Below are 22,324 nucleotides of genomic sequence, written 5' to 3'. Positions count from 1 at the left end.
TCAATCGCCCACGCGCTGCGCGGCAAGGGCAGTTTCATAAGTCTTGCGGGCCGTCTTCACCTGCTCGCGTGACGAGACTTCCGGCACCGCCACATCCCACCAATGGCCGCCCTCGTCGGTGGAGAGGAGCGGATCGGTATCGATGACGATCACCGTGCTGCGGTCGGCCGTGCGCGCCTGTTTGAGGGCATTTTCCAGTTCGGCGATGCTCTTCACCTTCAGCGACCGCGCGCCGAGGCTTGCCGCATGGGCCGCGAAGTCGATCTCGGGCAGGGCGACATGGGTCGTGTGCTGAAGGAGGTTGTTGAAGCTCTCGCCGCCGGTGGCGCGCTGCAGGCGGTTGATGCAGCCATAGCCGCGGTTGTCCAGCAGCACCACGGTGAGTTTCAGTCCCAGCATCACGGATGTGGCGAGCTCGGAATTCATCATGAGGTAGGAGCCATCGCCCACCATGACGATCACCTCGCGGGAGGGATCCGCCATCTTCACGCCGACGCCGCCCGCGATCTCGTAGCCCATGCAGGAATAGCCGTATTCCATGTGGTAGCCGAGCGCGGCGCTGGCCTTCCAGTGCTTGTGCAATTCTCCCGGAAGGCCGCCCGCCGCGCAGACCACCACGTCGGTCGCAGACGAGCTGCGCTGCACCGCGCCGATCACCTGAGCGTCCGAGGGCAGCTCCGCATTCGTCGGATCCGTGAAGCGCGCCGCGATCTCGAACCAGCGGGCCTTTTCCTCGCGGCCCTTCGAGGTCCACGCCTCCGGCGCCTTCCACTCACCGAGCGCGCGGCTCAGTTCTTCGAGGCCCGCGCGCGCATCGCAGACGAGCGGCAGTGCATTGTGCTTCGTGGCGTCGAAAGTCTGTACGTTCAGGCCCACGATGCGCCGCTCCGGGTTCTTGAACAGGGCCCAGGAGCCGGTGGTGAAATCCTGCAGGCGCGTGCCCACGGCGATGACCACATCCGCGTCCTCGGCGAGGGCATTGGCGGCTTTCGTGCCGGTGACGCCCACGGAGCCGAGATTGGCCTGATGGTCGTGAGGAAGGCTCGACTTGCCGGCCTGCGTCTCGCCGACGAAGAGACCGTGCTTCGACGCGAAATCCGCGAGCGCCTTCTCGGCGTCGGAATAGAGCACGCCGCCGCCCGCCACGACGAACGGCTTCTTCGCGCTGCGGATGAGAGCGGCCGCTTCCGCGAGTTCCGAAGCATCGGGGCGGATGCGGCGCGGCGTCCAGATCTTGTCGGCAAAGAAGCTCTCGGGATAATCGTACGCCTCGGCCTGCGTGTCCTGGCAGAGCGCGAGCGTCACCGGACCGCACTCGGCCGGATCCGTGAGCACGCTCATGGCGCGCTGGAGCGCCGGGATGACCTGCTCGGGCCGCGAGATGCGGTCGAAATAGCGTGAGACCGGCCTGAAGCAGTCGTTGGCCGATACCGTGCCGTCCGAGAAGTCCTCGATCTGCTGCAGCACCGGGTCGGGCTTGCGGTTGGCGAACACGTCGCCCGGCAGGAGCAGGACGGGAAGGCGGTTCACATGCGCCACCGCGGCGGCCGTCACCATGTTGGTCGCGCCCGGGCCGATGGAGGTGGTGCAGGCCATCATGCGGCGGCGGCGGGAGGCCTTCGCGAAGGCAATCGCCGCATGCGCCATGCCCTGCTCGTTATGGGCGCGAAAGGTGGGAAGCCTGTCGCGCACGCCGTGCAGCGCCTCGCCCATGCCGGCGACGTTGCCGTGGCCGAAGATGGCCCAGACGCCGCCGAACAGCGGCACGACCTGTCCGTCGATCTCCGTCTTCTGCGCGATGAGGAACCGGGCGATGGCTTGCGCCATGGTGAGGCGGATCGTGCTCATGGGCGTTTCTCTCGGTGGGCGCCGGGATCGATGCCGGCAGCGTTCTCAGGTTTCGCGGTTCATGAAAAGAGGGCGAAGCCGGTGATCGGCTTCGCCGTTCATCCTAGGCGGCTTTGGCCCGGCTGGATACGCGCTGCCAGGCGTCGACGAGGCGCTGGAAGCGGCCCGCCATATCGGTGATCGCGGCCTCGTCCGAGATCTCGCCCTTCAGCCAGCGGCGCGCGGCATCGTTGAAGAGGGTCCGGCCGACCGCGAAGCCCTTGACCCAGGGCTCGCCGGCGGCGGCCGCGAAGGCGGCTTCCAATTCGTCCTCCGGCGCTTCGAGGCCGAGCAGCACGATGCCGCGGCAGTAAGGGTCGTTCGTCGTGATCACCTCGCCGACGGCGCGCCAGGCCGCCTCGTCCTGCTGCGGCTCGAGCTTCCACCAATCCGGCTTGATGCCGAGATGGTAGAGACGCTGGACGATGCCGGCGACCGTATCGGTCTTCAGCGGCCCGTGCTTGCCCGCGATGATCTCGACCAGGAGCTCGCGGCCGATGCGGCGCGCGGCGTCGTGGATGCGCAGCAGCTCGCGCTCCTGGCGCGCTTTCAGTTCCGGCGGGTCGTCCGGATGGTAGAAGCACAGGCACTTGATGGTGTGGCCGACCGGCCATTCCACGAGCTTCGCGCCGATGCTGCCGCCGCCTTCGAAATCGAGCGGGCGCGAGCCCGGCTGCTCGACGGGGCGTCCGATCCAGAACGGGTGGTCGGCGGCGCGGAACAGGGCTTCGCGTCCGTAAGTGCCGTCGATCAGCATGCCGAAGCCGGGGCGGCCGTCCGCCACCTTCGCGGCGGCCTGCACTGCAAGCACCTTGAAATCCGGAATGCGCTCGATGGGAGCGCCCATGTCCTGCGCCAGCGCCTCCAGCTGCATGCGGTGGTCGATGGCGAAGGCCATCAGCGTATCGGATCCGGGCCGGCGCGTCGTCGACCAGTGAATGTGGTTGATGGTCTCGTCGAAGCGAAGCGCCTTGTGGCGGCTGCCCTCCTCGAGGAAATGCTGCAGTTCGGGGAAGGTCGGGATCTCGGGCGAGCAAAGGAGCCGCGAGACCGCGAAGGCGCCGCTCGCATTGGCATAGGCGCAGCAGGTCTCGAGCGCCTCGCCCTTCAGCCATCCCCGCAGGAACCCGGACAGGAAGGCGTCGCCGGCTCCCAGCACGTTGTAGACCTCGACCGGGAAGCCGGGCCCCTTCACGCCGTCGTCGAGCGAGGCCGGGATGTCGCCTGGAAAGACCACGCAGCCCATCGGTCCGCGCTTGCAGACGATCGTCGCCTTGGAGATCGCCCGGATCGCCCGGATCGCCTCGAGGGTGTCTTCCGATCCGCCCGCGATGTGCAGCTCCTCCTCCGTGCCGACGATGAGGTCGCAATCGGCCAGGATGGGCTTGAGGTCCTCGGTGACCGCATCGGAGCGCACGTAGCGCGACTCGCCCGCGCCGTGGCCGAGCAGGCCCCAGAGATTGGGCCGGTAGTCCACGTCAAACACCACCTTGCGGCCGTTCGCCCTGGCGATGCGGATCGCCTTCCTTTGCGCGGCGGCGGTGCCTTCCCGCGAGAAATGCGTGCCGGTGACGACGATCGCGGCGGCGGAGGCCACGAAGCCTTCGTCGATGTCGTCCTCGGTCAGGGCCATGTCGGCGCAGTTGTCGCGATAGAAGATGAGCGGGAAGGAATCCTCGTCCCGGACGCCGAGAATCACGAGGGCCGTCAGACGCTCCTCATCGGTGACGATGCCTCGGGTCGAGACCCCCTCGCGCTCCATCTGCTCGCGGATGAAACGGCCCATGGCCTCGTCGCCCACGCGGGTGATCAGGCCCGATTTCAGCCCGAGACGCGCCGTGCCGATGGCGATGTTCGCCGGGCATCCGCCGACAGCCTTCGAGAAGGAGGCCATGTCCTCCAGCCGGCCGCCGACCTGCTGACCATAAAGATCGACCGAGGCGCGGCCGATGGTGATCACATCCAGGGTCGGCTTCATGGTATTCCTCCGGGGACGGTCTCTTGCGGGGGCGGTCTCTTGGCGAAGACCCGGTCAGGGCTGCGTTCCGGCCCTTGCCGGCCCTTGCGATTGTAGAACGTTTATTCTATTAGCATCTCATGTCGGAATATCAATTCCAAATTTGCCGATAGCCGGCAAAGGACATCGGGGGAACCATGATCAGGATCGCCGTTCTCGGCGCCGGCCGCATCGGCCGCATTCACGGGCGCAATGCCGCCAGCCATCCCGACGCCCGCCTCGTGGCGGTCGCCGATCCGCATGCCCCATCCGCGCAGGAGCTCGCGGCCGCAACGGGCGCGGACGTCTCGGCCCTCGACGAGATCGTCGAGCGCTCCGACGTGGACGCCATTCTCATCTGCACGCCGACCACGACGCATGCCGATCTCATCGAGCGCGGCGCCAGGGCCGGGAAGGCGGTGTTCTGCGAGAAGCCCGTCGACCTTTCGAGCGACCGCATCGAGACCTGTCTTACCGCCGTCGAGAAGGCGGGCATTCCGCTGATGATCGGTTTCAACCGTCGCTTCGACCCCAACTTCGCAGCCCTGCGCCGCCGCCTGGCCGACGGTGAGGTCGGCGAGGTCGAGCTCGTGACGATCCTCTCCCGCGATCCCGGCCCGCCGCCGGTGAGCTACATCAAGACGTCCGGCGGCCTGTTCCGGGACATGATGATTCACGACCTCGACATGGCGCGCTTCCTCCTGCTCGGCGACGAGCCCGTGGAGGTGCACGCCGTCGGTTCGTCCCTCGTGGACCCGGCCATCGGCGAGGCCGGCGACGTCGACACGGCGGCCGTCATGCTCAAAACCGCCAAGGGCCGCATCGTGCAGATCTCCAACTCCCGCCGCGCCACGTACGGCTACGACCAGCGCATCGAGGTGCATGGGTCGAAAGGCATGATCCGTGCGGGCAACATCCATCGCACGACGGTGGAAGTGGCGAATGCCGCCGGCGTCACGGCCGATCCGGTTCAGGACTTCTTCCTGGAGCGCTACGCGGAGGCCTATCGCGACGAGCTCGCCACGTTCCTGAACGCGATCCGCGACGGCAGGCCCTGCAACCCGACCGGACGCGACGGCCTCATGGCCCAGCGCCTGGCGGACGCGGCGACGGAATCCGCGCAGAGCGGAAAGCCCGTGAGGCTCTGACGCCGGACACGACACAGTCATCCCGGGGCCGCGGAAGCGGAGCCCGGGACGACACCGCCAGCACTCGCGCGCCATCCCCGTTGCGCGCTCCCGGCTCGCAACGGCCGGGACGATGTGCCGGTTATCGTTCCGCCCGCTTTTCCGCCGTGCCGACGGCGAGCGCCATGGCGAGGGCGAAGGAGGCGGAGAGGGAGCGGAAGGCGCCGAAATCGGCCTCCGCCACCTCCAGCCAGACATCGGCGCTCGCCACCAGCGGACTGAAGGCGGAATCCGTGATCGCCACCACGGGGATGTTGCCGCGGGCGGCCGCGGCCGTGAGATCGGCGGTCGCCGGCGCGTAGGGCGTGAAGCTTATGGCCAGAACCGCGTCGCGCTCCGTCGCCGTGCCCAATTGCTCGGGACCGAGCTGCCCCACATGGTCGATCAGAATGGTTCGGATGCCGAGCTTGCTGAAGGCATAGGCGCAATAGGCCGCGATGGGAAATACCCGGCGGGCGCCCAGCAGATAGATCGTGTCGGCCTTGGCGAGGGTTTCGATGGCGCGGGAGAGCTCCTCCGGACGCACCGAGTCGCGCATCTTCTCGAGGGAAATGGCTGCCGCGCTGGTGAACCCTTCCAGCAGGGAAACGGCGTGGACGTGGTCGCCTTCCAGGTCGCGCAGCACCTTCAGCCGCTCGCGATAATCGGGGAAGCGCTCCCTCAGGCGGCCGCGAAAGATCTGCTGCAGGTGGGAGAAGCCGTCATAGCCGAGGCTCTTGGCGAAGCGCACGAGGGTCGAAGGCTGCACGCCCGCGCGCTCGGCAATGCCCGCGACCGTTCCGAAAGCGACCTCCTCGGGATGGTCCATGGCGAAGGCGGCCAGCTGCTTGAGCCGCTTCGGCATCGTTTCGCGGCGGCTGACCAGCAGCGCCCGCAAGCCCTCGTAATCGCCAGGTGCTTCCGTAGCGGCATCAGCCTCCATCATGCTTTTCTCGGTCTCCATACGTGCTACTCTGGTTCAAGTCGGACCTTGACACTGTTCACTGAGAAATGGAATGAATATTCCACGGTATAACCAAAAAGGCTCCGGCGTTCCATTGAAATGGACGACTGGAGTGGCAGAGGAAGCGACATAGAAGAGGGTGATTCGGTTTCCGAGTCATGGGGTGATCCTCTGCGAACTTGTGCACGGCGTGATGGCCGCTGCCTTCGCCGTAACCGGCATCTCCGGTTGCGGCGCGCGAATGGGAACCCTTTTGGGGAGGAAACACATGAAGTCGTTCGTTACCGGTCTCGTTGCAGCCGCAGCCTTGACCGTTGCCGCCGCGGTCCCCGTGTCCGCTCAACAGAACAATCGCATCATCGTCGTCAGCCACGGGCAGGCCAATGACCCGTTCTGGTCGGTGGTCAAGAACGGCGTCGCCGAAGCCGGCAAGGACATGAACGTCCAGGTCGACTACCGCGCGCCGGAAACCTTCGACATGGTCGCCATGAGCCAGCTCATCGACGCGGCCGTGAACCAGAAGCCCGCGGGCCTGGTCGTCTCGATACCCGACGCTTCCGCGCTCGGCCCGTCGATTCAGAAGGCCGTCGCGGCCGGCATTCCGGTGATCTCCATGAATTCCGGCTCCGACGTGTCGAAGAAGCTCGGGGCGATGCTCCATGTGGGGCAGGACGAGGTCGAAGCCGGACGCATCGCCGGCGCCAAGCTCAAGGAGATGGGCGGCAAGGTCGGGATCTGCGTCAACCAGGAGGTCGGCAACGTCTCGCTCGACCTGCGCTGCAAGGGCTTCACGGAAGGCTTCGGCGGCAAGGTCACGGTGCTCCCGGTCTCGAACGACCCGACCGACGTGCGCGCCAAGGTGAAGGCGGCGCTCGCGGCCGACGGCTCCATCGACACCGTTCTGGCGCTCGGCGCCGGAACGGCGGGCGAGCCGAGCGTCGCGGCCGTGAAGGATGCGGGCAAGGCGGGCGCCGTGCGCGTCGCGACCTTCGATCTCTCCGCCGGCTTCCTCAAGGCGGTGGCTGCGGGCGAGGCTGTGTTCGCCATCGATCAGCAGCAGTTTCTGCAAGGCTATCTGCCGGTGACGTTCCTCGCGCTCAACGCGAAATACGGCCTGATGCCCGGCGGCAACGTGCCGTCCGGCCCGAACCTGATCACGAAGGAAAAGGCCAATCAGGTGATCGACCTGTCGGCGAAGGGAATTCGCTGAGTCTCGTCGAAGCCCGCGATCGCAGCCGATCGCGGGCTTCTTCCTTTCAGACGGTTTTCTTAAAAAGGGAGGCTTCAATGGTAAACACCACCCAGCCGACCGCCGACATCTCGCCGGCTCCTGCCGTCAAGCCAATCCAGGACGAGCGCCTGAAGGAGGTGTCCCTTCTCACGAAGATCATGCGCCGTCCGGAGCTCGGTGCCGTGGCGGGCCTGATCCTGGTCGCGATCTTCTTTCTCTCCACCGCCGATGCCTCGATGTTCTCGCTCGCGGGCGTGATGAACATTCTCTCGCCGGCCTCGCAGCTCGGCATTCTCGCCATCGCGGCGGCGCTGCTCATGATCGGGGGCGAGTTCGATCTGTCCATCGGCTCCATGGTGGCCTTCACGGGCCTCGTCTTCGGATCCTTCATCACGCTGACCGGATGGCCGCTTCTCCTGGCGATCGCGGCCACCTTCGCGGTGGCGGCCGTTCTCGGCGGCCTGAACGGGCAGATCGTCATTCGCACGCGGCTCCCGTCCTTCATCGTCACGCTGGCCTTCCTGTTCATCCTGCGCGGGCTGTCCCTCGTCGGGCTCAAATGGGCGACGGGCGGATCCACGCAGATGCGCGGCATCGGCGCGTCGGAAAACGAGGACTGGGTCCGGGAGATCTTTTCGGGCAGCGCGCTCGAAGGTCTGTTCGCGTGGCTTGCCGCACACGACCTCATCGCGAAATTCCCGAACGGGACTCCGACCGTGACGGGCGTTCCGGTCTCCATTCTCTGGTTCATCGGCTTCGCGCTCGTCGCCACCTGGATCCTGCTGCGCACGCGGGCCGGCAACTGGATCTTCGCGGCGGGCGGTGACGCCAATGCGGCGCGCAATTCGGGCGTTCCGGTCGACCGGGTGAAGACCGGCCTCTTCATGCTCACCGCCTGCGCGGCGGCCCTGGTCGCCATCCTGACGGTTCTCGATGCGGGCTCGACCGATGCCCGGCGCGGCTTCCAGAAGGAATTCGAGGCGATCATCGCGGCGGTGATCGGCGGCTGCCTGCTCACCGGCGGCTACGGCTCGGCCATCGGGGCCTTCTTCGGCGCCATCATCTTCGGCATGGTGTCGATCGGCCTCACCTATACCCGCTTCGACTCGGACTGGTTCCAGGTCTTCCTGGGCGCCATGCTGCTGCTGGCGGTTCTCTTCAACAACTTCATCCGCCGCAAGGTGACGGGAGAGCGCTGATGGATACGGCCGCCACGAACATCCCGCTGATCGACATCCGCAATCTCGTCAAGCATTTCGGCTCCGTGATCGCGCTCTCGGGCGTATCGCTCACGGTCAATCGCGGCGAGGTGATGTGCCTGCTCGGCGACAACGGCGCCGGCAAGTCCACTCTCATCAAGACCTTGTCCGGAGTCCACAAGCCGACCTCGGGCGAGTTCCTGGTGGAAGGGCAGCATGTCGCCTTCGGCAGCCCGCGCGATGCGCTCGATGCAGGCATCGCCACGGTCTACCAGGACCTGGCCATGATCCCGCTCATGTCGGTCACGCGCAACTTCTTCATGGGGCGCGAACCCGTCAAAGGCGTCTTTCCCTTCCGCTTCGTGGATTTCGACCGGTGCGACGCGGTCACCCGCGAGGAAATGCACAAGATCGGCATCGACGTGCGCGACCCGCATCAGGCCGTGGGCACGCTCTCCGGCGGCGAGCGGCAATGCGTGGCGATCGCCCGCGCGGTCTATTTCGGCGCCAAGGTGCTGATCCTCGACGAGCCGACCTCCGCGCTCGGCGTGGCGCAGACTTCGATGGTGCTCAAATACATCCATCAGGTGCGCCAGAAGGGCCTCGGCGTCATCTTCATCACGCACAACGTGCGCCACGCCTATGCGGTGGGCGACCGCTTCACGGTGCTCAATCGCGGCAAGACGCTCGGCACCTACGCCAAATCCGCAATCGCCATCGACGAATTGCAGAACCTCATGGCCGGCGGCAAGGAATTGCAGGCCGTGTCGGAGGAGCTCGGCGGGATGGTTTAGGGACCATTCTGGTGAGCGGGTGACCGAAGACCTGCGTCAGGAGAGCCTTCGGGAACAAGTGACGATTCCGAAGGCTCTTTGAAAGCGACGATCTTGCTGAAGATCGATTGATAAATCTGGATACCATGGAGTTGGCCGATAGAGAGCCAAAGCACATAGGCCAGCAGGCAAATGAAGGCCAATCCGACCGCGATGATGTCGCCCTTCCAGGCACCGTAGGCGCCAAAGGTAACAACCGGGCCCAGGACGGACGCATTCCAGCCGAGCCGGTTTCCCGCAGTTCCGCGCCAGGAGGAGAAGCCGACGATGATCGACCATTCCTCCGGCGAGAAATCCAAATCCCGCTTGGTTTCATCCTGCATGGATCATCGATCCTCCGGTTAACGGAGGATTATGTAACATAGTTTCTGGGGGGCGAGCCATACGGCCTGCGGCTCTCAACACGGTTCTCAAGGGAGATCAATATGAGTTCACTGAAGGTCGGCCTCATCGGCACGGGCTACATGGGCAAGTGCCATGCCCTGGCCTGGAACTCCGTCGCGCCGGTCTTCGGCGACGTTCCTCGCCCGCATCTCGCGATGCTGGCGGAGGCTTCGCAGGAACTGGCCGAGAGAAAGGCGCGCGAGCTCGGTTTCGAGCGCGCGACCGGCGACTGGCGCATGCTCGTGAACGATCCCGGAATCGACGTGGTGTCGATCACCACGCCCAACGCCTTCCATCCGGACATGGCGATCGCGGCGCTGGAGGCCGGAAAGCACGTGTGGTGCGAGAAGCCGATGGCCGTGAGGCTCAGCGATGCGGAGCGCATGCTCGCCGCCGCGCGGGCTTCCGGCAAGGTCGCGGCGCTGGGCTACAACTACATCCAAAACCCCGCCATGCGCCTGATCCGCCGCATCCTCGACGAGGGACGGATCGGCGACGTGAACCATGTGCGCGTCGAAATGGACGAGGACTTCATGGCCGATCCCGAGGACCTCTTCTATTGGAAGAGCGAGGCTTCATCGGGCCATGGCGCTCTCGACGATTTCGCCGTCCATCCTTTGAGCCTCCTTTGGACGCTTCTCGGAGGCGTGCGGCGCGTGTGCGGCCACATGGCGAAGCCCTATGCGGATCGTCCCGCGCAAGGCGGCGGACGCCGCGCCGTCGAGACCTTCGACATCGCGACGGTGCTGATGGAGATGGAGAACGGCGCGTCGGGATTGCTCGCCGTCAACCGTTCCGCCTGGGGCCGCAAGGGCCGCATCGCGCTCCAGCTTTTCGGCTCCAGGGGCACCGTCGCGTACGACCAGGAGCGCATGAACGAGGTGCAGCTCTATACGGCCGACGGCCCGAAGGAGACCCGGGGGTTTCGCACGATCCTGGCCGGGCCGCAGCACCCGCCCTACGACAGGTTCATTCCCGCACCCGGACACGGCCTCGGCTTCAACGACCTGAAGATCATCGAATGCCGCGAGCTGATGCGGCGCATCGCCGGAGAGAGCGCCCATCTGATCGCGTTCGAGGACGGCATCCGCATCGAACGCACGGTCGATGCCATGGCGAAGAGCGCCCATGAGGGGCGCTGGGTGGAGACGGACGCATCATCGTCATCACCGGGCTCGTCCCGGTGATCCACGTCTTGGGGTCGCGTCTTGGAACGACGTCTTGGAACCGGGGCGCCATCAGGACGCGGAGGGCCGGAACACGTCCGGCCGTGACGGAAGGATTCCTCAAGCCGCGTGCGCTTTCAGAACCTCGAGAAACGCATCCGCATAGCGGTCGAGCTTGGCCTGGCCGACCCCATGGACCTCGCCGAAACCGAAGACGGTGGTCGGGCGCTTGGCCACCATGTCGATGAGGCTGCGGTCGGAGAAGATCACGTAGGCCGGGACGCCCTCCTCCTTGGCGAGGCGGGTCCGCAGGGCCTTGAGATCGAGGAGGAGCGGGTCGTCGGAGGGCACGACGGACTCCGCCTCGATGCGCGAGCGGCGGCGGCGCCGGTCGGCGGGCTTCATGAGCACGTCCGAGCGCAGCTCGATTCCTTCCTGGCCCTTGAGGACGGCAACTCCCCTGTCCGTCAGCGTCCAGCGGCCGTATTCGGCAAGCTCCAGGCTCACGAGCCCGGCGGCGTAGATCTGGCGCAGGAGAGAGCGCCACTCGTTCTTCGAGCGGTCCTTGCCGACGCCGAAGGTTTTCAGCTTGTCGTGACCGAAGCGCAGGACGGCCTCGGTGCCCTCGCCCACGAGGATGTTGATGAGGTGCTCCGTGCCGAAGCGCTCGCCGGTGCGCACGATGGCCGAGAGGATCTTCTGGGCCTCGATGGTGCCGTCGAAGGACATGACGCCGTCGATGCACAGATCGCAATTGCCGCAGGGCTCGGTGGTCTCGCCGAAATAGGCGAGCAGGGTCTGGCGCCGGCAGCGCGGCGCTTCGCACAGGGCCACGAGCGCATTGAGCCGCTGCAGTTCGACCCGCTTCTGCTCGTCCGCCGCATCGCTCTGCTCGATCTGCAGCCGGCGCAGGCGCATGTCGTCGAGGCCGTAGAGGGTGAGCGTGTCGGCGGGCGCTCCGTCGCGGCCGGCGCGACCGATCTCCTGGTAATAGGCCTCGATGGATTTCGGCAGGGCCGCATGGGCGACGAAGCGCACATCCGGCTTGTCGATGCCCATGCCGAAGGCGACGGTGGCGACCATGACGACGCCGTCCTCCTGCAGGAAGATGTCCTGGTTCTTGGCCCGCTCGGCCTGATGCATGCCGGCATGATAGGGCAGTGCCCGGTAGCCCGCCTGGCTCAAGGAATCGGCGAGCCGCTCCGTCGCATCGCGGGACGAGCAATAGACGATGCCGCTTTCGTGCCGGTGCTTGTCGAGAAACGAGAAGAGCTGGCGCCGCGCATGCTCCTTCGCCTGCATGGCGAGCCGCAAGTTCGGGCGGTCGAAGCCATGGATGAAGAGGCGCGGCTCCTCTTCGAACAGGCGATACATGATGTCGCCGCGCGTCGCGACGTCCGCGGTGGCGGTGAGCGCGATGGTCTGCACATTGCCGAGACGCCGGCGGACCTCGCCGAGCATCGCGTATTCGGGGCGGAAATCATGCCCCCATTGCGAGACGCAATGGGCCTCGTCGATGGCGAGCAGGTTCACGCCGGAGCGCCCCAGCCACTCGGTGGTGCCCGTATTCGCCAGGCGTTCGGGCGAGGCGTAGAGAACCCGCATGCGCCCGTCGCGCACCGCATCGACCACGCGGCGGTTCTCCTCCGGATCGTTGGCGGAGTTGAGGCTTCCGGCCTCGACGCCGAAATGGCGCAACGCCGCCACCTGATCGCGCATGAGGGCGATCAGCGGCGAGACCACGACGGTCAGGCCCTCGCGGGCCAGCGTCGGGAGCTGGTAGCACAGGGACTTGCCCGCTCCGGTGGGCATGATGGCGAGCACGTCCTCGCCCGCCAGCACGGCGCGCACGATCTCCTCCTGTCCTTCGCGGAAGGAGGGGAAGCCGAAAACGTCGTGGAGAATCTTGCGCGGATCGATCACGATTGCCGTGTGGCCGAGGATGGTCCCAAGGTCAATGCGGCATCGGGAATCCGAAGGAACTTCAGGGCGCCCCGGGCGGCGGCGAGCCCCGTCGCGAAGGTGGCCTGGAGCAGGTAGCCGCCGGTCGGAGCCTCCCAGTCCAGCATCTCGCCGGCCGCGAAGACGCCGGGCAGGCGCTTGAGCATGAGATGGTCGTCCAGCTCGCCGAAAGGAATCCCGCCCGCCGTGGAAATGGCCCGTTCCAGGGATTTTGTGCCCGTCAGGGTGAGCGGCAGGGCCTTGATGAGGCGGGCGAGCGCCTCGGGCGCCACGGGAAGTTCGGGCGCCGATTCGCGCAGCAGGGCGACGGCGAGCGGGCTCAAGCCGGCTGCCTTCCTCAGGAAAGTGGAGGCCGATTGCCCTTTTCGGGGGGCGCTCAGGCGCTTCGTCAGGGCGTCGAGGGAAAGATCGGGCCGAAGATCGAGCAGCAATTGGGCGCTGCCCTGCCGCTCGACGGCGTTGCGCAGGCGGCCCGAGAGGGCATAGACGGCGCCGCCCTCGATCCCGTCGGCCGTGACGAGCGCTTCGCCCTTCACGGTCACGCCCTCGAAGGTCAGGGCGATGCGCTTCAAGGGCTCGCCCTCGAAACGGCGCATGATGTCGGACCAGGGGAGGGTGAAGCCCATATTGGCCGGACGGAGGGGGGCTATGGCGATCGCCCTCTCCCGGAGGATCTCCGTCCAGGTGCCGTCGGAGCCGAGCCTCGGCCAGCTGGCCCCTCCCAGGGCGAGAATCGTGACGTCGGGCCGGGCCCTCACCGTTTCGCCATCGGGATTCGTGAAGGCGAGGGCGCCGTCCGGGTCCCAGCCGCGCCAGGTGTGGCGCAGGGCGAAGCGCACGCCGAGGCCTTCCAGCCGCGCCAGCCAGCCGCGCAGCAGGGGCGAGGCCTTGAAGGCCTTCGGGAAGACCCGCCCGCTCGAGCCCACGAAGGTGTCCTGGCCGAGGCCCTCGCACCAGGCCCGCAGGTCCCGGGGGCCGAACGCCTCGATCAGGGGCTTCAGAACCGGTTCGGCTTCGGCATAGCGGGTGACGAACCGCTCCAGATCCTCGGAATGGGTGAGGTTCAGCCCGCCCCGGCCCGCCATGAGGAGCTTGCGGCCGACGGAGGGCATCCGGTCGTAGACGGTCACGGCAACGCCGGCGCCGGCAAGGGCTTCCGCCGCGATCAGGCCGGCGGGGCCTCCGCCCACGATGGCGGCCCGGGATGAGGAGGGGGAAGGGGACATGCGGTCAGCTGACGCGGAAAGGGGGATGGGAAACCGTCTGGACCCTCACGCTGCAGCATGGCATTCAACGCATCGGGCCGTCGCCTTGCACATGACCGCCAGTGGATCTTTTTTCAAGAGGAGCGGCGCCTCAAGCCGCCTCCAAGCCGCCTCAAGGGGAATATCGATGCGTGTTCTTTCGTTTTGCGCTCTGCTGGCCCTGGCGCTTGCGGGTTGCGCCGGCGACACGTCGCTCCTGGGCGGCGATAAGGTTCTCGCCAGCTCCACCCACGATGCGGCCGCAGCCGCGAGACTCATTTCCGCCTATCGCGTCTCCAGGGGCCTGAGCCCGGTGACCGTGGATTCGAAGCTCAACGAGGCGGCGGAATACCAGGCCCGGGTGGTGGCTGCCGCCGGCAGTCTCAGTCACGGCAATTTCGCCAGCCGCATGGATAAGTTCGGGGTCATGGGCTACGCGGCCGAGAACCTTTCGGCAGGCTCCGATACGGTCGACGGCGCCATCGGCCGCTGGAAGGCCTCGCCCGGCCACAACGTCAACCTGCTGATGCCCGAGGCCCGCAAGATCGGCCTTGCCCGTGCGGACGCCAACAACCGCTATGGCCGCTATTGGGCCCTCGTGCTCGGGCAGTGAGGAAAGGGCACAAAGAAGGCGGCTCGTGCGTTAGAGGAACGGCTTCCTCATTCACGTATTCCCCATGACCCATCCGCAAATGCTGTCCTTCGCCATCGTCGCCGGGATGATGGCGCTCTTCGTCTGGGGGCGCTTCCGATACGACCTTGTCGCCGTGATGTCGCTGCTGGTCGCGGTGCTCGTCGGAATCGTGCCGGCCGATCAGGCCTTCTCGGGGTTCAGCGACGATATCGTCATCATCGTCGCGAGCGCCCTTCTGGTCAGCGCGGCGGTGGCGAAGTCGGGTGTGCTCGAGGTCGCGCTCAACCGGGCGGCGCCTTATTTGCGCAGCGAGCAGAGCCAGGTCGTCGTTCTGGTCGCCTCGGTGACGATCCTGTCCGCATTCGTGAAGAATATCGGCGCATTGGCGATGATGATCCCCGTCGCGTTCCAGATCGCGCGGCGGACCAACACGCTGCCTTCCAGCTTTCTGATGCCTATGGCCTTCGGGTCTCTCCTGGGCGGCATCGTCACGCTCGTGGGAACATCGCCCAACATCATCGTGTCCCGCGTACGCGGCGAATTGCTGGGCGAGCCCTTCGGCATGTTCGACTTCACGCCGGTCGGCATCGGGATCGCGGTGGCGGGCGTGGCCTTTCTCGCCTTCGGCTACCGCCTTCTGCCGAAAGGCCGGAAAGGCGCTGCGTCCCTGGACGAGGCGCTCAACATCAAGGATTACGTGACCGAGGCACGGGTCACGGCGGAATCCGATGTGGTGGGGCAGACGGTCGCCGATCTTCACAAGCTCGCCAACGGCGAGGTGAAGGTGGCCGCCATCATCCGCCGCGAAACCCGCAGCTCCAGCCCGCTGCCGGACGTGACGCTCCGCGAGAACGATCTTCTCATGCTGGAGGGGGAGTCCGAGGCGCTGGAAAGCACCGTGGCCCGGGCCGGTCTCAAGCTCAGCCGGGAGCATCGCCTTCCAGTCATCGAAGAGGCGACGGATGAGATCGGCGTGATCGAGGCGATCGTCGGGCCGAACTCGGCGCTCGGCGGCCTGTCCGCCGAGCGCATCGGTCTCTATGAGCGCTTCGGCGTGAATCTGATCGCGGTGAGCCGCAGCGGCGAGCGGTTCAAGGAGCGGCTGCGGACCATCACCTTGCGGGCCGGCGACGTGCTTGTGCTCCAAGGCAACCTCAAGAAGCTTCCGGATACGCTGCGCGACCTCGGGTGTCTCCCGCTCGCCGAGCGTGAAATCCGCCTCGGCAACGCCCGCCGCAGCCTCCTGCCCGTCGCGATCCTCGGCGCCACGATGGCTCTCGTGGCCTTCAACGTGCTGCCTGTTTCGATTGCCTTCTTCGGCGCGGGCGTTCTTCTCGTCCTCTTCGGCTCGCTGACGCTGCGCGAGGTCTACGAGACCATCGAGTGGCCGATCATCGTCATGCTCGGGGCCCTCATCCCGGTGAGCGAATCCATTCGCACCACCGGCGGCACGGATCTGATCGCGGGCTGGCTGTCGTCGGTGGCGCACATGCTGCCCCCGACCGGGGCGCTCGTGCTCATCATGATCGCCGCCATGGCGGTGACGCCGTTCCTCAACAATGCCGCGACCGTGCTCGTGATGGCGCCCATCGCGGCGAGCTTCGCGACGCAGCTCGGTTTCAGGCCCGATGCATTCCTGATGGCGGTCGCCATCGGGGCGGCCTGCGACTTCCTCACCCCCATCGGGCACCAGTGCAACACTCTCGTGATGGGGCCGGGCGGCTATCGCTTCGGCGATTACTGGCGGCTCGGGCTGCCGCTCTCCGTCATCGTCGTCGTCGTGGGAACGCCGCTCATCATGGTCTTCTGGCCGCTCCGCTAACGCATGGTTCGGTGTGGAGAACCGGTTTCGGTCAGCCCCATGACGCACTCAAGGGCGACACGCTCAAGGGCTCTCAGCGGAGGACGGCGGTCAGGAGCAGGGTGGTGCCGCCGGCGGCGGACGCGAGGGCGATGATCATGGACCAGCAGTGCAGCCGGTTCCTTTCCGCCTGATTGAGCAGCGGGCGGATGCGCGAATCGGAACGGCCGAAGATGAAGCTGGCATTGCGCTCGGGGTGCGGCGTATGCGGCATGATGCAGAAGCTCGATCGCACATGGGCGCGCGTCTGGCCATAGCGATGATCGCCGGCGCTGTAGGGCGAGTGGTGCGAGGTCTGCGGGTTCATGCCTGAGGCTTCCGGGGACGCGTGATGCCCCTAAACTCCACCCAAGGCATGAACGAGGGGTAAAGACCGGGAACAACCCACATCTTTCGTAAATCAAATCTTGCCGCCCTCCTCCTGCGCAGGAACGGAACAGAGGGAGGGCGGATGGATATCATCACAGGAATCGGGTCGCGGTCCATCCCGTCTCATGGCATGAGAGAGCATTCTCATCCGGAAAACGGCTCATGCCTCAGGCACCTGTTCAGAAAACCATCGCAGCCTCGGATTGGGCGCTGCTCGGGCTCCTCTCCATCATCTGGGGAGGCTCGTTCCTTTTCGTCGGCGTCGCCGTCAAGGAACTGCCGCCGCTGACCATCGTGGCCCTGCGGGTGCTGCTCGCGGCTCTCGCACTGCAGGTCGTGCTGCGGGTCATGGGCATGCGTCTGCCGCGGGAGCGCCGGGCATGGGCCGCCTTCTTCGGAATGGGAATTCTCAACAACGTCATCCCGTTCAGCCTGATCGTCTGGGGACAGAGCCACATCGCGAGCGGTCTGGCGTCGATTCTCAATGCCACGACGCCGCTCTTCACGGTCATCGTGGCGCATTACCTCACGAATGACGAACGGCTGACGGGGGCACGCCTGGGCGGGGTCCTGGTCGGCTTTCTCGGCGTCGCCGTCATGATCGGATCCGCCGCGTTCACGTCCCTGAACGCCAATGTGCTGGCGCAGCTCGCGGTCCTCGCGGCAGCCCTCTCGTACGGTTTCTCGGGCGTGTTCGGGCGCCGTTTCAAGACTCTGGGGATCGCGCCGCTGGTCGCGGCCGCAGGGCAGGTGACGGCCTCGAGCTGCATTCTCCTGCCCGCAAGCCTCATCGTCGACCGGCCCTGGACATTGCCCATGCCGAGCACGGCGACCGTTCTGTCGCTACTGTCGCTTGCGCTGGTCTCGACGGCCTTCGCCTATCTCATCTTCTTCCGCCTGCTCGCGCGGGCGGGCGCCACGAATGTGGGCCTCGTGACGTTCCTCATCCCGGTCAGCGCCATTCTCTTCGGCGTGCTGATCCTGGGCGAGACCCTGGAATGGCGCCACGCGGCGGGCATGGCGCTGATCGCGGCGGGCCTCATGCTGATCGACGGGCGGCCATGGGCCGCGATCGGCCGCATGCTCAGCGCGAGGGAGCCGGCTCCGCGCGGAAATGGTTGAACATCATGTCCGGCGCGCTCGTATTGTGACGTGAGGGAACGAGGCGTCCCATCCATGCGTCGGTCGCCGTGGCATCCTGGAACGTCATGATCATGTCCTCCCGCCAGGAGCGGGCCTTTTCCTCACGCACGGCGATGCGCGCCACATCCGCGTTGAACTCGGTCACGTACATGGAGCGCAACGTCGCGAAAGGCATGCCCGAAACCGCCTGATCGAAGCTCACGTCGAGGGTCATGCGCTCTTCGTTGAGATCGGCGATCGCGACCCGAGCCTTGCCGCCCTTGGCGAGGGTGAGGGTGAAGCGCATGGCCTCGGGGTCGAAGGCCACGTCCTTCAGGTTCGCCACGGGGCGCTGATCGAATTCCACCGGGCCGACGATGAAGGACGAACCGTAGGCCGTCCAATCGAGATGCTGCGGCGGCAGCGGCTTGATCCGCCAATAGCCGTCGCCCGGATACATGGCGATGACCTCCTCCGCCTTGCCCCTGTGCTTCTTCAGGAGCTGAAGCAGGTGGACGTTGCGGGACACCTTGTCGCCGATGGTGACCGTGACGTCGGTGGGGCGCCAGAACTCGCTGAAGGTGAGCCCCATGATGCGCAGATTCCCATCCTCGTAGAGGGTGTGCATCACAGGATGCGGCTTCGCGGAGGTCTCTTCGGAAATATCCTCGCAGGCCGTCCAGTCCGGCTCCCAACGGTCCTGGCGGAGACTGCCCATATAGGCCGGGTGCACCGCCTCGATCCGGAAGCTCTTCACCTCGGGCGAGGCGAAGTTGACGGCGACGTTGTCCTTTTCCGCGCAGAGCACCGGCTCGCTCGTGTTCGTCACCTTGACGGACAAGCCGTCGAGGCTGGCGGCCTGGGCCGTTGGGACGAAGCCCTGCAGGCCAAGAGAGAGGCCAAGAGAGAGGCCGAGAGAGAGGCCGAGAGAGAGGCTAAGAGCGAAAAGCCGGAGGAAAAATGTGCGCGCCATCAAACCGTCTCGAAAAGGGTCCAAGCCGAATACGCCGCACAGATAGCCCGGCTGACAGCCCCCGTCGAGCGGGCTGTTGATAGAGCATATCAGCCATCCTATCTGCAGGGTTAGGGTTCATGGGACGCCTGTGATAAGGTGCCCGGAAATATCAGCTTGGCTTTGGACGGCCGGTTGATCCTGACCCCCGTCACGAAAAGGGCCTTCCCAGAGTTCAGCGATGATGCGTCTCGTTTTAAGCCTGTCAGACAATCCCGCGACGGCCTCCGTCGAGCGGGCGATCATGGAGTTCCGCAGCGCCCGGCCGGTCGTGATCGACGGCCTCGAGGGCAGCGCGCTCGTGGTCGGGGTCGAGGATCTGGACGAGGGCCGCGGCGCGGAGATCGAGGCCCTGGCCGGCGGCCATGCCCACCTGGTCCTTCCGGCAGCCCGCCTGCGCCGGCTGGGACTCGAGCGGGACATGCCCGGACGCGTCGCCCTTCCCGTCGTCGAGCGGAAGCGGATCGAGACCCTTGCCCTCAGCCTCGAGGGGCGCATTGATGCGCCGGTTCGTCCGACCGACGCCCTGGACGAGGAGGCGCTGGAACTCGCCCGCCTGTCCCTGGTCCTGCCCCCGGTGATCGTGGTGCCCCTCTCGGCCGGGATCGAGATCGACCGGTCCCTGGTCCGGGTCTCGGGCGCCGCCGTCCGCGATTATCGCCGGGCCAAGGCGGCCGATCTGGCGATCGTCAGCCGGGCTCCGGTGCCGCTCGAAGGGGCTCCCGCCAGTGAATTCGTCGTCTTCCGGGGCGGCGAGGGCCTGCGGGATCAGGTGGCGATCATCGTCGGAAAGCCTGATCTCTCGAAGCCCGTGACCGTGCGGCTCCATTCCGCCTGCCTGACCGGGGACCTGTTCGGCAGCCTCAAATGCGATTGTGGCGATCAATTGCGCGAAACCGTGCGGTTCATGGCCGAGAACGAAGGCGGGGTCCTGCTTTATCTCGATCAGGAGGGGCGCGGAAACGGCATCGCCAACAAGATCCGGGCCTACAAGCTTCAGTCCCAGGGCTACGATACCTACGAGGCCGACGAGGTCCTCGGCTTCGAGGCCGACCAGCGTCGGTTCGATTTTGCCGCCGTCATGCTGAAGAAGCTCGGTGTGAACGCGGTGCGGCTGATGACCAACAACCCGGACAAGATCCGGGCGCTCTCCGACGCGGGCCTTCGGGTGATCTCGGACCACCGCGTGCTCGGCCGTCCGACGGCGGAGAATGTGAGTTACCTCGCGGCCAAGCGGGATCGCGCGGGCCATTTCATCGATCTCGAAGGGCTGCTCGCCTGTTCCAACAAGGACTGACCGGGCGGCGAGCGCATCGTGCGAAAAAGTGGACCCGGTTTTTCGCTCAAACGATGCGCTCTTTCCAGGAAGGGAGCATCGGATTCAATCCCAAAAGTGGATTCCACTTCCCGCGTCCGATGCTCGAGCGCCCAGAATTCCCCTTAAGTTTATATTGTCGCAGTAGAATAACCTTCTAGCTTTGCCAGAGGCGGGGTGACCGCTTCGGCCTGACCGCCATGCCACGTGCGCCGGCTTGCGCTGGCGGGTTCAGGGGAAAAGCTCATGTGGAGCCAAGTCTACGATCCATTCGGCAACGCGACGTTGTCGACGCTTGCGGCCGCTATCCCGGTGGTCCTGCTTCTGGTGATGATCGCCTCCGGCAAGGTCAAAGCACACATCGCCGCCGTGATCGCGCTCTTGGTGGCGATTGTGGTCGCCACCGTCCTGTTCACCATGCCGGCCGGGCTTGCCGTCCGGGCCGCGCTCTTCGGGGTCGCGACCGGCATGTTCCCCATCGGCTGGATCATTCTCAACGTGATCTTCCTCTACCGGCTGACGGTGGAGAAAGGGTACTTTGCGATCCTCCAGCAATCCGTGGGCGGCATCACCACGGATCGCCGCCTCCAATTGCTGCTCGTCGCCTTCTCGTTCGGAGCGTTCTTCGAAGGTGCGGGCGGCTTCGGCACTCCCGTGGCGGTGACCGGCGCCATCCTCATCGGCCTCGGCTTCTCGCCGCTCGCAGCCTCCGGTCTCTCGCTCATCGCCAACACCGCTCCCGTGGCTTATGGCGCGCTCGGCGCTCCGATCCAGGGCCTGGCCTCGGTGACGGGCTTCGATCCTTACGTGCTCGGCGCGATGGTGGGACGCCAACTGCCCTTCTTTTCGGTGATCGTGCCGTTCTGGCTGATCTGGGTCTTCGCGGGCTTCCGCGGCATGCTTCAGATCTGGCCGGCGATCCTGGTCTGCGCGGTCTCCTTCGCGATTCCGCAGTTCCTGATCTCGAACTACATCAATCCCTGGATCGTCGACATCGGCGCATCGCTCATCTCGATGGCCTGCCTCGTCGGATTCATGCGGATCTGGCAGCCGAAGGCGATCTGGACGTCTCCCGCCCTGCGCACACGGGATGAATCGGCCGGCACTCTGGCCCATCCGGCACCCTTGGGCGCAGGCGCGACCAATATCGCGCCTCATGCGCCACGCAGCGAGGTGATCCGCGCCTGGGTGCCGTGGATCATTCTCTCCATCATCGTCGCCATCTGGGGAACCGGCTGGTTCAAGGCCCTGGTGAACCCCATCTTCATCTGGAACTATCCGGTGCCGGGCCTGCACAATCTCGTGCAGAAGGTCGCGCCCATCGTGGCCAATCCGACGCCCGAGGCCGCCGTCTTCGCCTTTACCTACATGTCCTATACGGGCACGGGCGTGCTGATCGCGGCGATCATCGCAGGATTCTTCATGGGCTTCTCGCCCCTGCGGCTCATCACCGCCTGGTTCGAGACGATCTGGGTCCTGCGCTATTCCCTCATCACCATCGCATCGATGCTCGCGATCGGCACGCTCACGCGATTTGCCGGGGTCGACGCGACGCTCGGGCTCGCCTTTGCCGGGACGGGAATTCTGTATCCGTTCTTCGGCACCTTGCTCGGCTGGCTCGGCGTGGCGCTCACAGGTTCGGACACGGCATCGAACGTGCTGTTCGGCGGCCTGCAGAAGATCACCTCCGAGCAGCTCGGTCTGTCGCCCATTCTCATGGCGGCCGCGAACTCATCCGGCGGCGTCATGGGCAAGATGATCGATGCGCAGTCCATCGTCGTGGCCTCCACGGCCACGAACTGGTTCGGTCACGAGGGCAGCATTCTGCGGTTCGTGTTCTGGCACTCCATCGTGCTGGCGTCCCTTGTGGGCATTCTGGTCATGCTGCAGGCCTATGTCGATCCGTTCACGTCGATGGTCCTGCACTGAACGTACATGACGCGGCTGCCGCCGGTTTCACGCCGGCGGCAGCACGACCC

The 22,324-nt window shown here is 66.0% G+C and carries 18 protein-coding genes; 10 read left to right on the top strand and 8 right to left on the bottom strand.

Going from position 1 to position 22,324, the window contains the following annotated elements; genetic code table 11:
* Both iolD and RE429_RS19315 read right to left on the bottom strand, forming a co-directional pair.
* The gene (gene iolD, locus RE429_RS19320) at positions 1–1,848 is read right to left on the bottom strand and encodes a 3D-(3,5/4)-trihydroxycyclohexane-1,2-dione acylhydrolase (decyclizing) (protein WP_414472286.1); all 1,848 of its coding nucleotides are present in this window, start codon (positions 1,846–1,848) and stop codon (positions 1–3) included.
* Positions 1,849–1,951: 103 nt separating this feature from the next.
* Positions 1,952–3,865: a bifunctional 5-dehydro-2-deoxygluconokinase/5-dehydro-2-deoxyphosphogluconate aldolase gene (locus RE429_RS19315; protein WP_414472285.1), complete on the bottom strand. Its 1,914-nt coding sequence runs from the start codon at positions 3,863–3,865 to the stop codon at positions 1,952–1,954.
* A 176-nt stretch (positions 3,866–4,041) separates the two neighbouring features.
* Here RE429_RS19315 and iolG point away from each other — a divergent pair, with 176 nt between their 5' ends.
* Positions 4,042–5,031 (top strand): inositol 2-dehydrogenase, encoded by a 990-nt coding sequence (gene iolG, locus RE429_RS19310; RefSeq protein ID WP_414472284.1) that lies wholly within the window; start codon positions 4,042–4,044, stop codon positions 5,029–5,031.
* A gap of 121 nt (positions 5,032–5,152) precedes the next feature.
* Here the strand turns inward: iolG and RE429_RS19305 are convergent, their stop codons facing one another.
* Positions 5,153–5,995 (bottom strand): MurR/RpiR family transcriptional regulator, encoded by an 843-nt coding sequence (locus RE429_RS19305; RefSeq protein WP_414472283.1) that lies wholly within the window; start codon positions 5,993–5,995, stop codon positions 5,153–5,155.
* A gap of 286 nt (positions 5,996–6,281) precedes the next feature.
* Between RE429_RS19305 and RE429_RS19300 the strand changes: the two genes are divergently transcribed.
* The 3 genes from RE429_RS19300 (at position 6,282) to RE429_RS19290 (ending at position 9,237) form a co-directional block, all read left to right on the top strand.
* Complete coding sequence (locus RE429_RS19300; protein ID WP_414472282.1) at positions 6,282–7,223, top strand: sugar ABC transporter substrate-binding protein; 942 nt, start codon at positions 6,282–6,284, stop codon at positions 7,221–7,223.
* A gap of 77 nt (positions 7,224–7,300) precedes the next feature.
* On the top strand, positions 7,301–8,443 hold the full coding sequence (locus tag RE429_RS19295; RefSeq protein ID WP_414472281.1) for an ABC transporter permease: 1,143 nt from the start codon (positions 7,301–7,303) through the stop codon (positions 8,441–8,443).
* On the top strand, positions 8,443–9,237 hold the full coding sequence (locus tag RE429_RS19290; protein WP_414472280.1) for an ATP-binding cassette domain-containing protein: 795 nt from the start codon (positions 8,443–8,445) through the stop codon (positions 9,235–9,237). The genes RE429_RS19295 and RE429_RS19290 overlap by 1 nt, the downstream gene beginning before the upstream one ends.
* Here RE429_RS19290 and RE429_RS19285 read toward each other — a convergent pair.
* A complete protein-coding gene (locus RE429_RS19285; RefSeq protein WP_414472279.1) occupies positions 9,234–9,599 on the bottom strand; it encodes a hypothetical protein in 366 nt (121 codons plus the stop codon). The two genes, RE429_RS19290 and RE429_RS19285, sit on opposite strands and share 4 nt — an antisense overlap.
* A 102-nt stretch (positions 9,600–9,701) precedes the next feature.
* Between RE429_RS19285 and RE429_RS19280 the strand changes: the two genes are divergently transcribed.
* Positions 9,702–10,847: a Gfo/Idh/MocA family protein gene (locus RE429_RS19280; protein ID WP_414472278.1), complete on the top strand. Its 1,146-nt coding sequence runs from the start codon at positions 9,702–9,704 to the stop codon at positions 10,845–10,847.
* A gap of 99 nt (positions 10,848–10,946) precedes the next feature.
* Here the strand turns inward: RE429_RS19280 and recQ are convergent, their stop codons facing one another.
* Together recQ and RE429_RS19270 are read right to left on the bottom strand one after the other, a co-directional pair.
* Positions 10,947–12,749, bottom strand: a complete 1,803-nt coding sequence (gene recQ, locus RE429_RS19275) for a DNA helicase RecQ (protein ID WP_414472277.1) — start codon at positions 12,747–12,749, stop codon at positions 10,947–10,949.
* Positions 12,746–14,014 (bottom strand): NAD(P)/FAD-dependent oxidoreductase, encoded by a 1,269-nt coding sequence (locus RE429_RS19270; protein ID WP_414472276.1) that lies wholly within the window; start codon positions 14,012–14,014, stop codon positions 12,746–12,748. The genes recQ and RE429_RS19270 overlap by 4 nt, the downstream gene beginning before the upstream one ends.
* Positions 14,015–14,180: 166 nt before the next feature.
* Here RE429_RS19270 and RE429_RS19265 point away from each other — a divergent pair, with 166 nt between their 5' ends.
* The gene (locus tag RE429_RS19265; RefSeq protein ID WP_414472275.1) at positions 14,181–14,645 is read left to right on the top strand and encodes a CAP domain-containing protein; all 465 of its coding nucleotides are present in this window, start codon (positions 14,181–14,183) and stop codon (positions 14,643–14,645) included.
* 64 nt (positions 14,646–14,709) lie between these two features.
* Positions 14,710–16,488 carry an SLC13 family permease gene (locus RE429_RS19260; RefSeq protein WP_414472274.1) on the top strand — a complete coding sequence of 593 codons (1,779 nt, stop codon included), beginning with the start codon at positions 14,710–14,712 and terminating at the stop codon, positions 16,486–16,488.
* A 73-nt stretch (positions 16,489–16,561) separates the two neighbouring features.
* Here RE429_RS19260 and RE429_RS19255 read toward each other — a convergent pair whose 3' ends face one another.
* Entirely contained in the window at positions 16,562–16,834 is a 273-nt protein-coding gene (locus RE429_RS19255) for a hypothetical protein (protein WP_414472273.1), read from the bottom strand.
* Positions 16,835–17,058: 224 nt separating this feature from the next.
* Between RE429_RS19255 and RE429_RS19250 the strand changes: the two genes are divergently transcribed.
* Positions 17,059–18,018, top strand: coding sequence for a DMT family transporter (locus RE429_RS19250; RefSeq protein WP_414472272.1), 960 nt, complete (start codon positions 17,059–17,061; stop codon positions 18,016–18,018).
* Here RE429_RS19250 and RE429_RS19245 read toward each other — a convergent pair.
* Positions 17,981–18,991, bottom strand: coding sequence for a hypothetical protein (locus RE429_RS19245; RefSeq protein WP_414472271.1), 1,011 nt, complete (start codon positions 18,989–18,991; stop codon positions 17,981–17,983). The genes RE429_RS19250 and RE429_RS19245 overlap by 38 nt on opposite strands.
* Before the next feature lie 223 nt (positions 18,992–19,214).
* Between RE429_RS19245 and ribA the strand changes: the two genes are divergently transcribed.
* On the top strand, positions 19,215–20,327 hold the full coding sequence (gene ribA / locus RE429_RS19240) for a GTP cyclohydrolase II RibA (RefSeq protein WP_414474257.1): 1,113 nt from the start codon (positions 19,215–19,217) through the stop codon (positions 20,325–20,327).
* A gap of 264 nt (positions 20,328–20,591) precedes the next feature.
* A complete protein-coding gene (locus tag RE429_RS19235; RefSeq protein ID WP_414472270.1) occupies positions 20,592–22,274 on the top strand; it encodes an L-lactate permease in 1,683 nt (560 codons plus the stop codon).
* The last annotated feature ends 50 nt before the right edge of the window (positions 22,275–22,324 follow it).

The sequence above is a fragment of the Microvirga sp. M2 genome (assembly GCF_047497095.1).
GTDB lineage: Bacteria > Pseudomonadota > Alphaproteobacteria > Rhizobiales > Beijerinckiaceae > Microvirga.
This window is presented reverse-complemented; position numbering and strand designations above follow the sequence as displayed.

Excerpts from the sequence above, each read along its gene's own strand:
- iolG (WP_414472284.1), top strand. The coding sequence starts at position 4,042 with ATGATCAGGATCGCCGTTCTCGGCGCCGGCCGCATCGGCCGCATTCAC.
- RE429_RS19245 (WP_414472271.1), bottom strand. The coding sequence starts at position 18,991 with ATGGCGCGCACATTTTTCCTCCGGCTTTTCGCTCTTAGCCTCTCTCTC.
- RE429_RS19295 (WP_414472281.1), top strand. The coding sequence starts at position 7,301 with ATGGTAAACACCACCCAGCCGACCGCCGACATCTCGCCGGCTCCTGCC.
- RE429_RS19260 (WP_414472274.1), top strand. The coding sequence starts at position 14,710 with ATGACCCATCCGCAAATGCTGTCCTTCGCCATCGTCGCCGGGATGATG.
- RE429_RS19250 (WP_414472272.1), top strand. The coding sequence starts at position 17,059 with ATGCCTCAGGCACCTGTTCAGAAAACCATCGCAGCCTCGGATTGGGCG.
- RE429_RS19290 (WP_414472280.1), top strand. The coding sequence starts at position 8,443 with ATGGATACGGCCGCCACGAACATCCCGCTGATCGACATCCGCAATCTC.
- RE429_RS19305 (WP_414472283.1), bottom strand. The coding sequence starts at position 5,995 with ATGATGGAGGCTGATGCCGCTACGGAAGCACCTGGCGATTACGAGGGC.
- RE429_RS19300 (WP_414472282.1), top strand. The coding sequence starts at position 6,282 with ATGAAGTCGTTCGTTACCGGTCTCGTTGCAGCCGCAGCCTTGACCGTT.
- RE429_RS19280 (WP_414472278.1), top strand. The coding sequence starts at position 9,702 with ATGAGTTCACTGAAGGTCGGCCTCATCGGCACGGGCTACATGGGCAAG.
- RE429_RS19255 (WP_414472273.1), bottom strand. The coding sequence starts at position 16,834 with ATGAACCCGCAGACCTCGCACCACTCGCCCTACAGCGCCGGCGATCAT.
- RE429_RS19315 (WP_414472285.1), bottom strand. The coding sequence starts at position 3,865 with ATGAAGCCGACCCTGGATGTGATCACCATCGGCCGCGCCTCGGTCGAT.
- iolD (WP_414472286.1), bottom strand. The coding sequence starts at position 1,848 with ATGAGCACGATCCGCCTCACCATGGCGCAAGCCATCGCCCGGTTCCTC.
- ribA (WP_414474257.1), top strand. The coding sequence starts at position 19,215 with ATGCGTCTCGTTTTAAGCCTGTCAGACAATCCCGCGACGGCCTCCGTC.
- RE429_RS19265 (WP_414472275.1), top strand. The coding sequence starts at position 14,181 with ATGCGTGTTCTTTCGTTTTGCGCTCTGCTGGCCCTGGCGCTTGCGGGT.
- RE429_RS19235 (WP_414472270.1), top strand. The coding sequence starts at position 20,592 with ATGTGGAGCCAAGTCTACGATCCATTCGGCAACGCGACGTTGTCGACG.
- RE429_RS19270 (WP_414472276.1), bottom strand. The coding sequence starts at position 14,014 with ATGTCCCCTTCCCCCTCCTCATCCCGGGCCGCCATCGTGGGCGGAGGC.
- RE429_RS19285 (WP_414472279.1), bottom strand. The coding sequence starts at position 9,599 with ATGCAGGATGAAACCAAGCGGGATTTGGATTTCTCGCCGGAGGAATGG.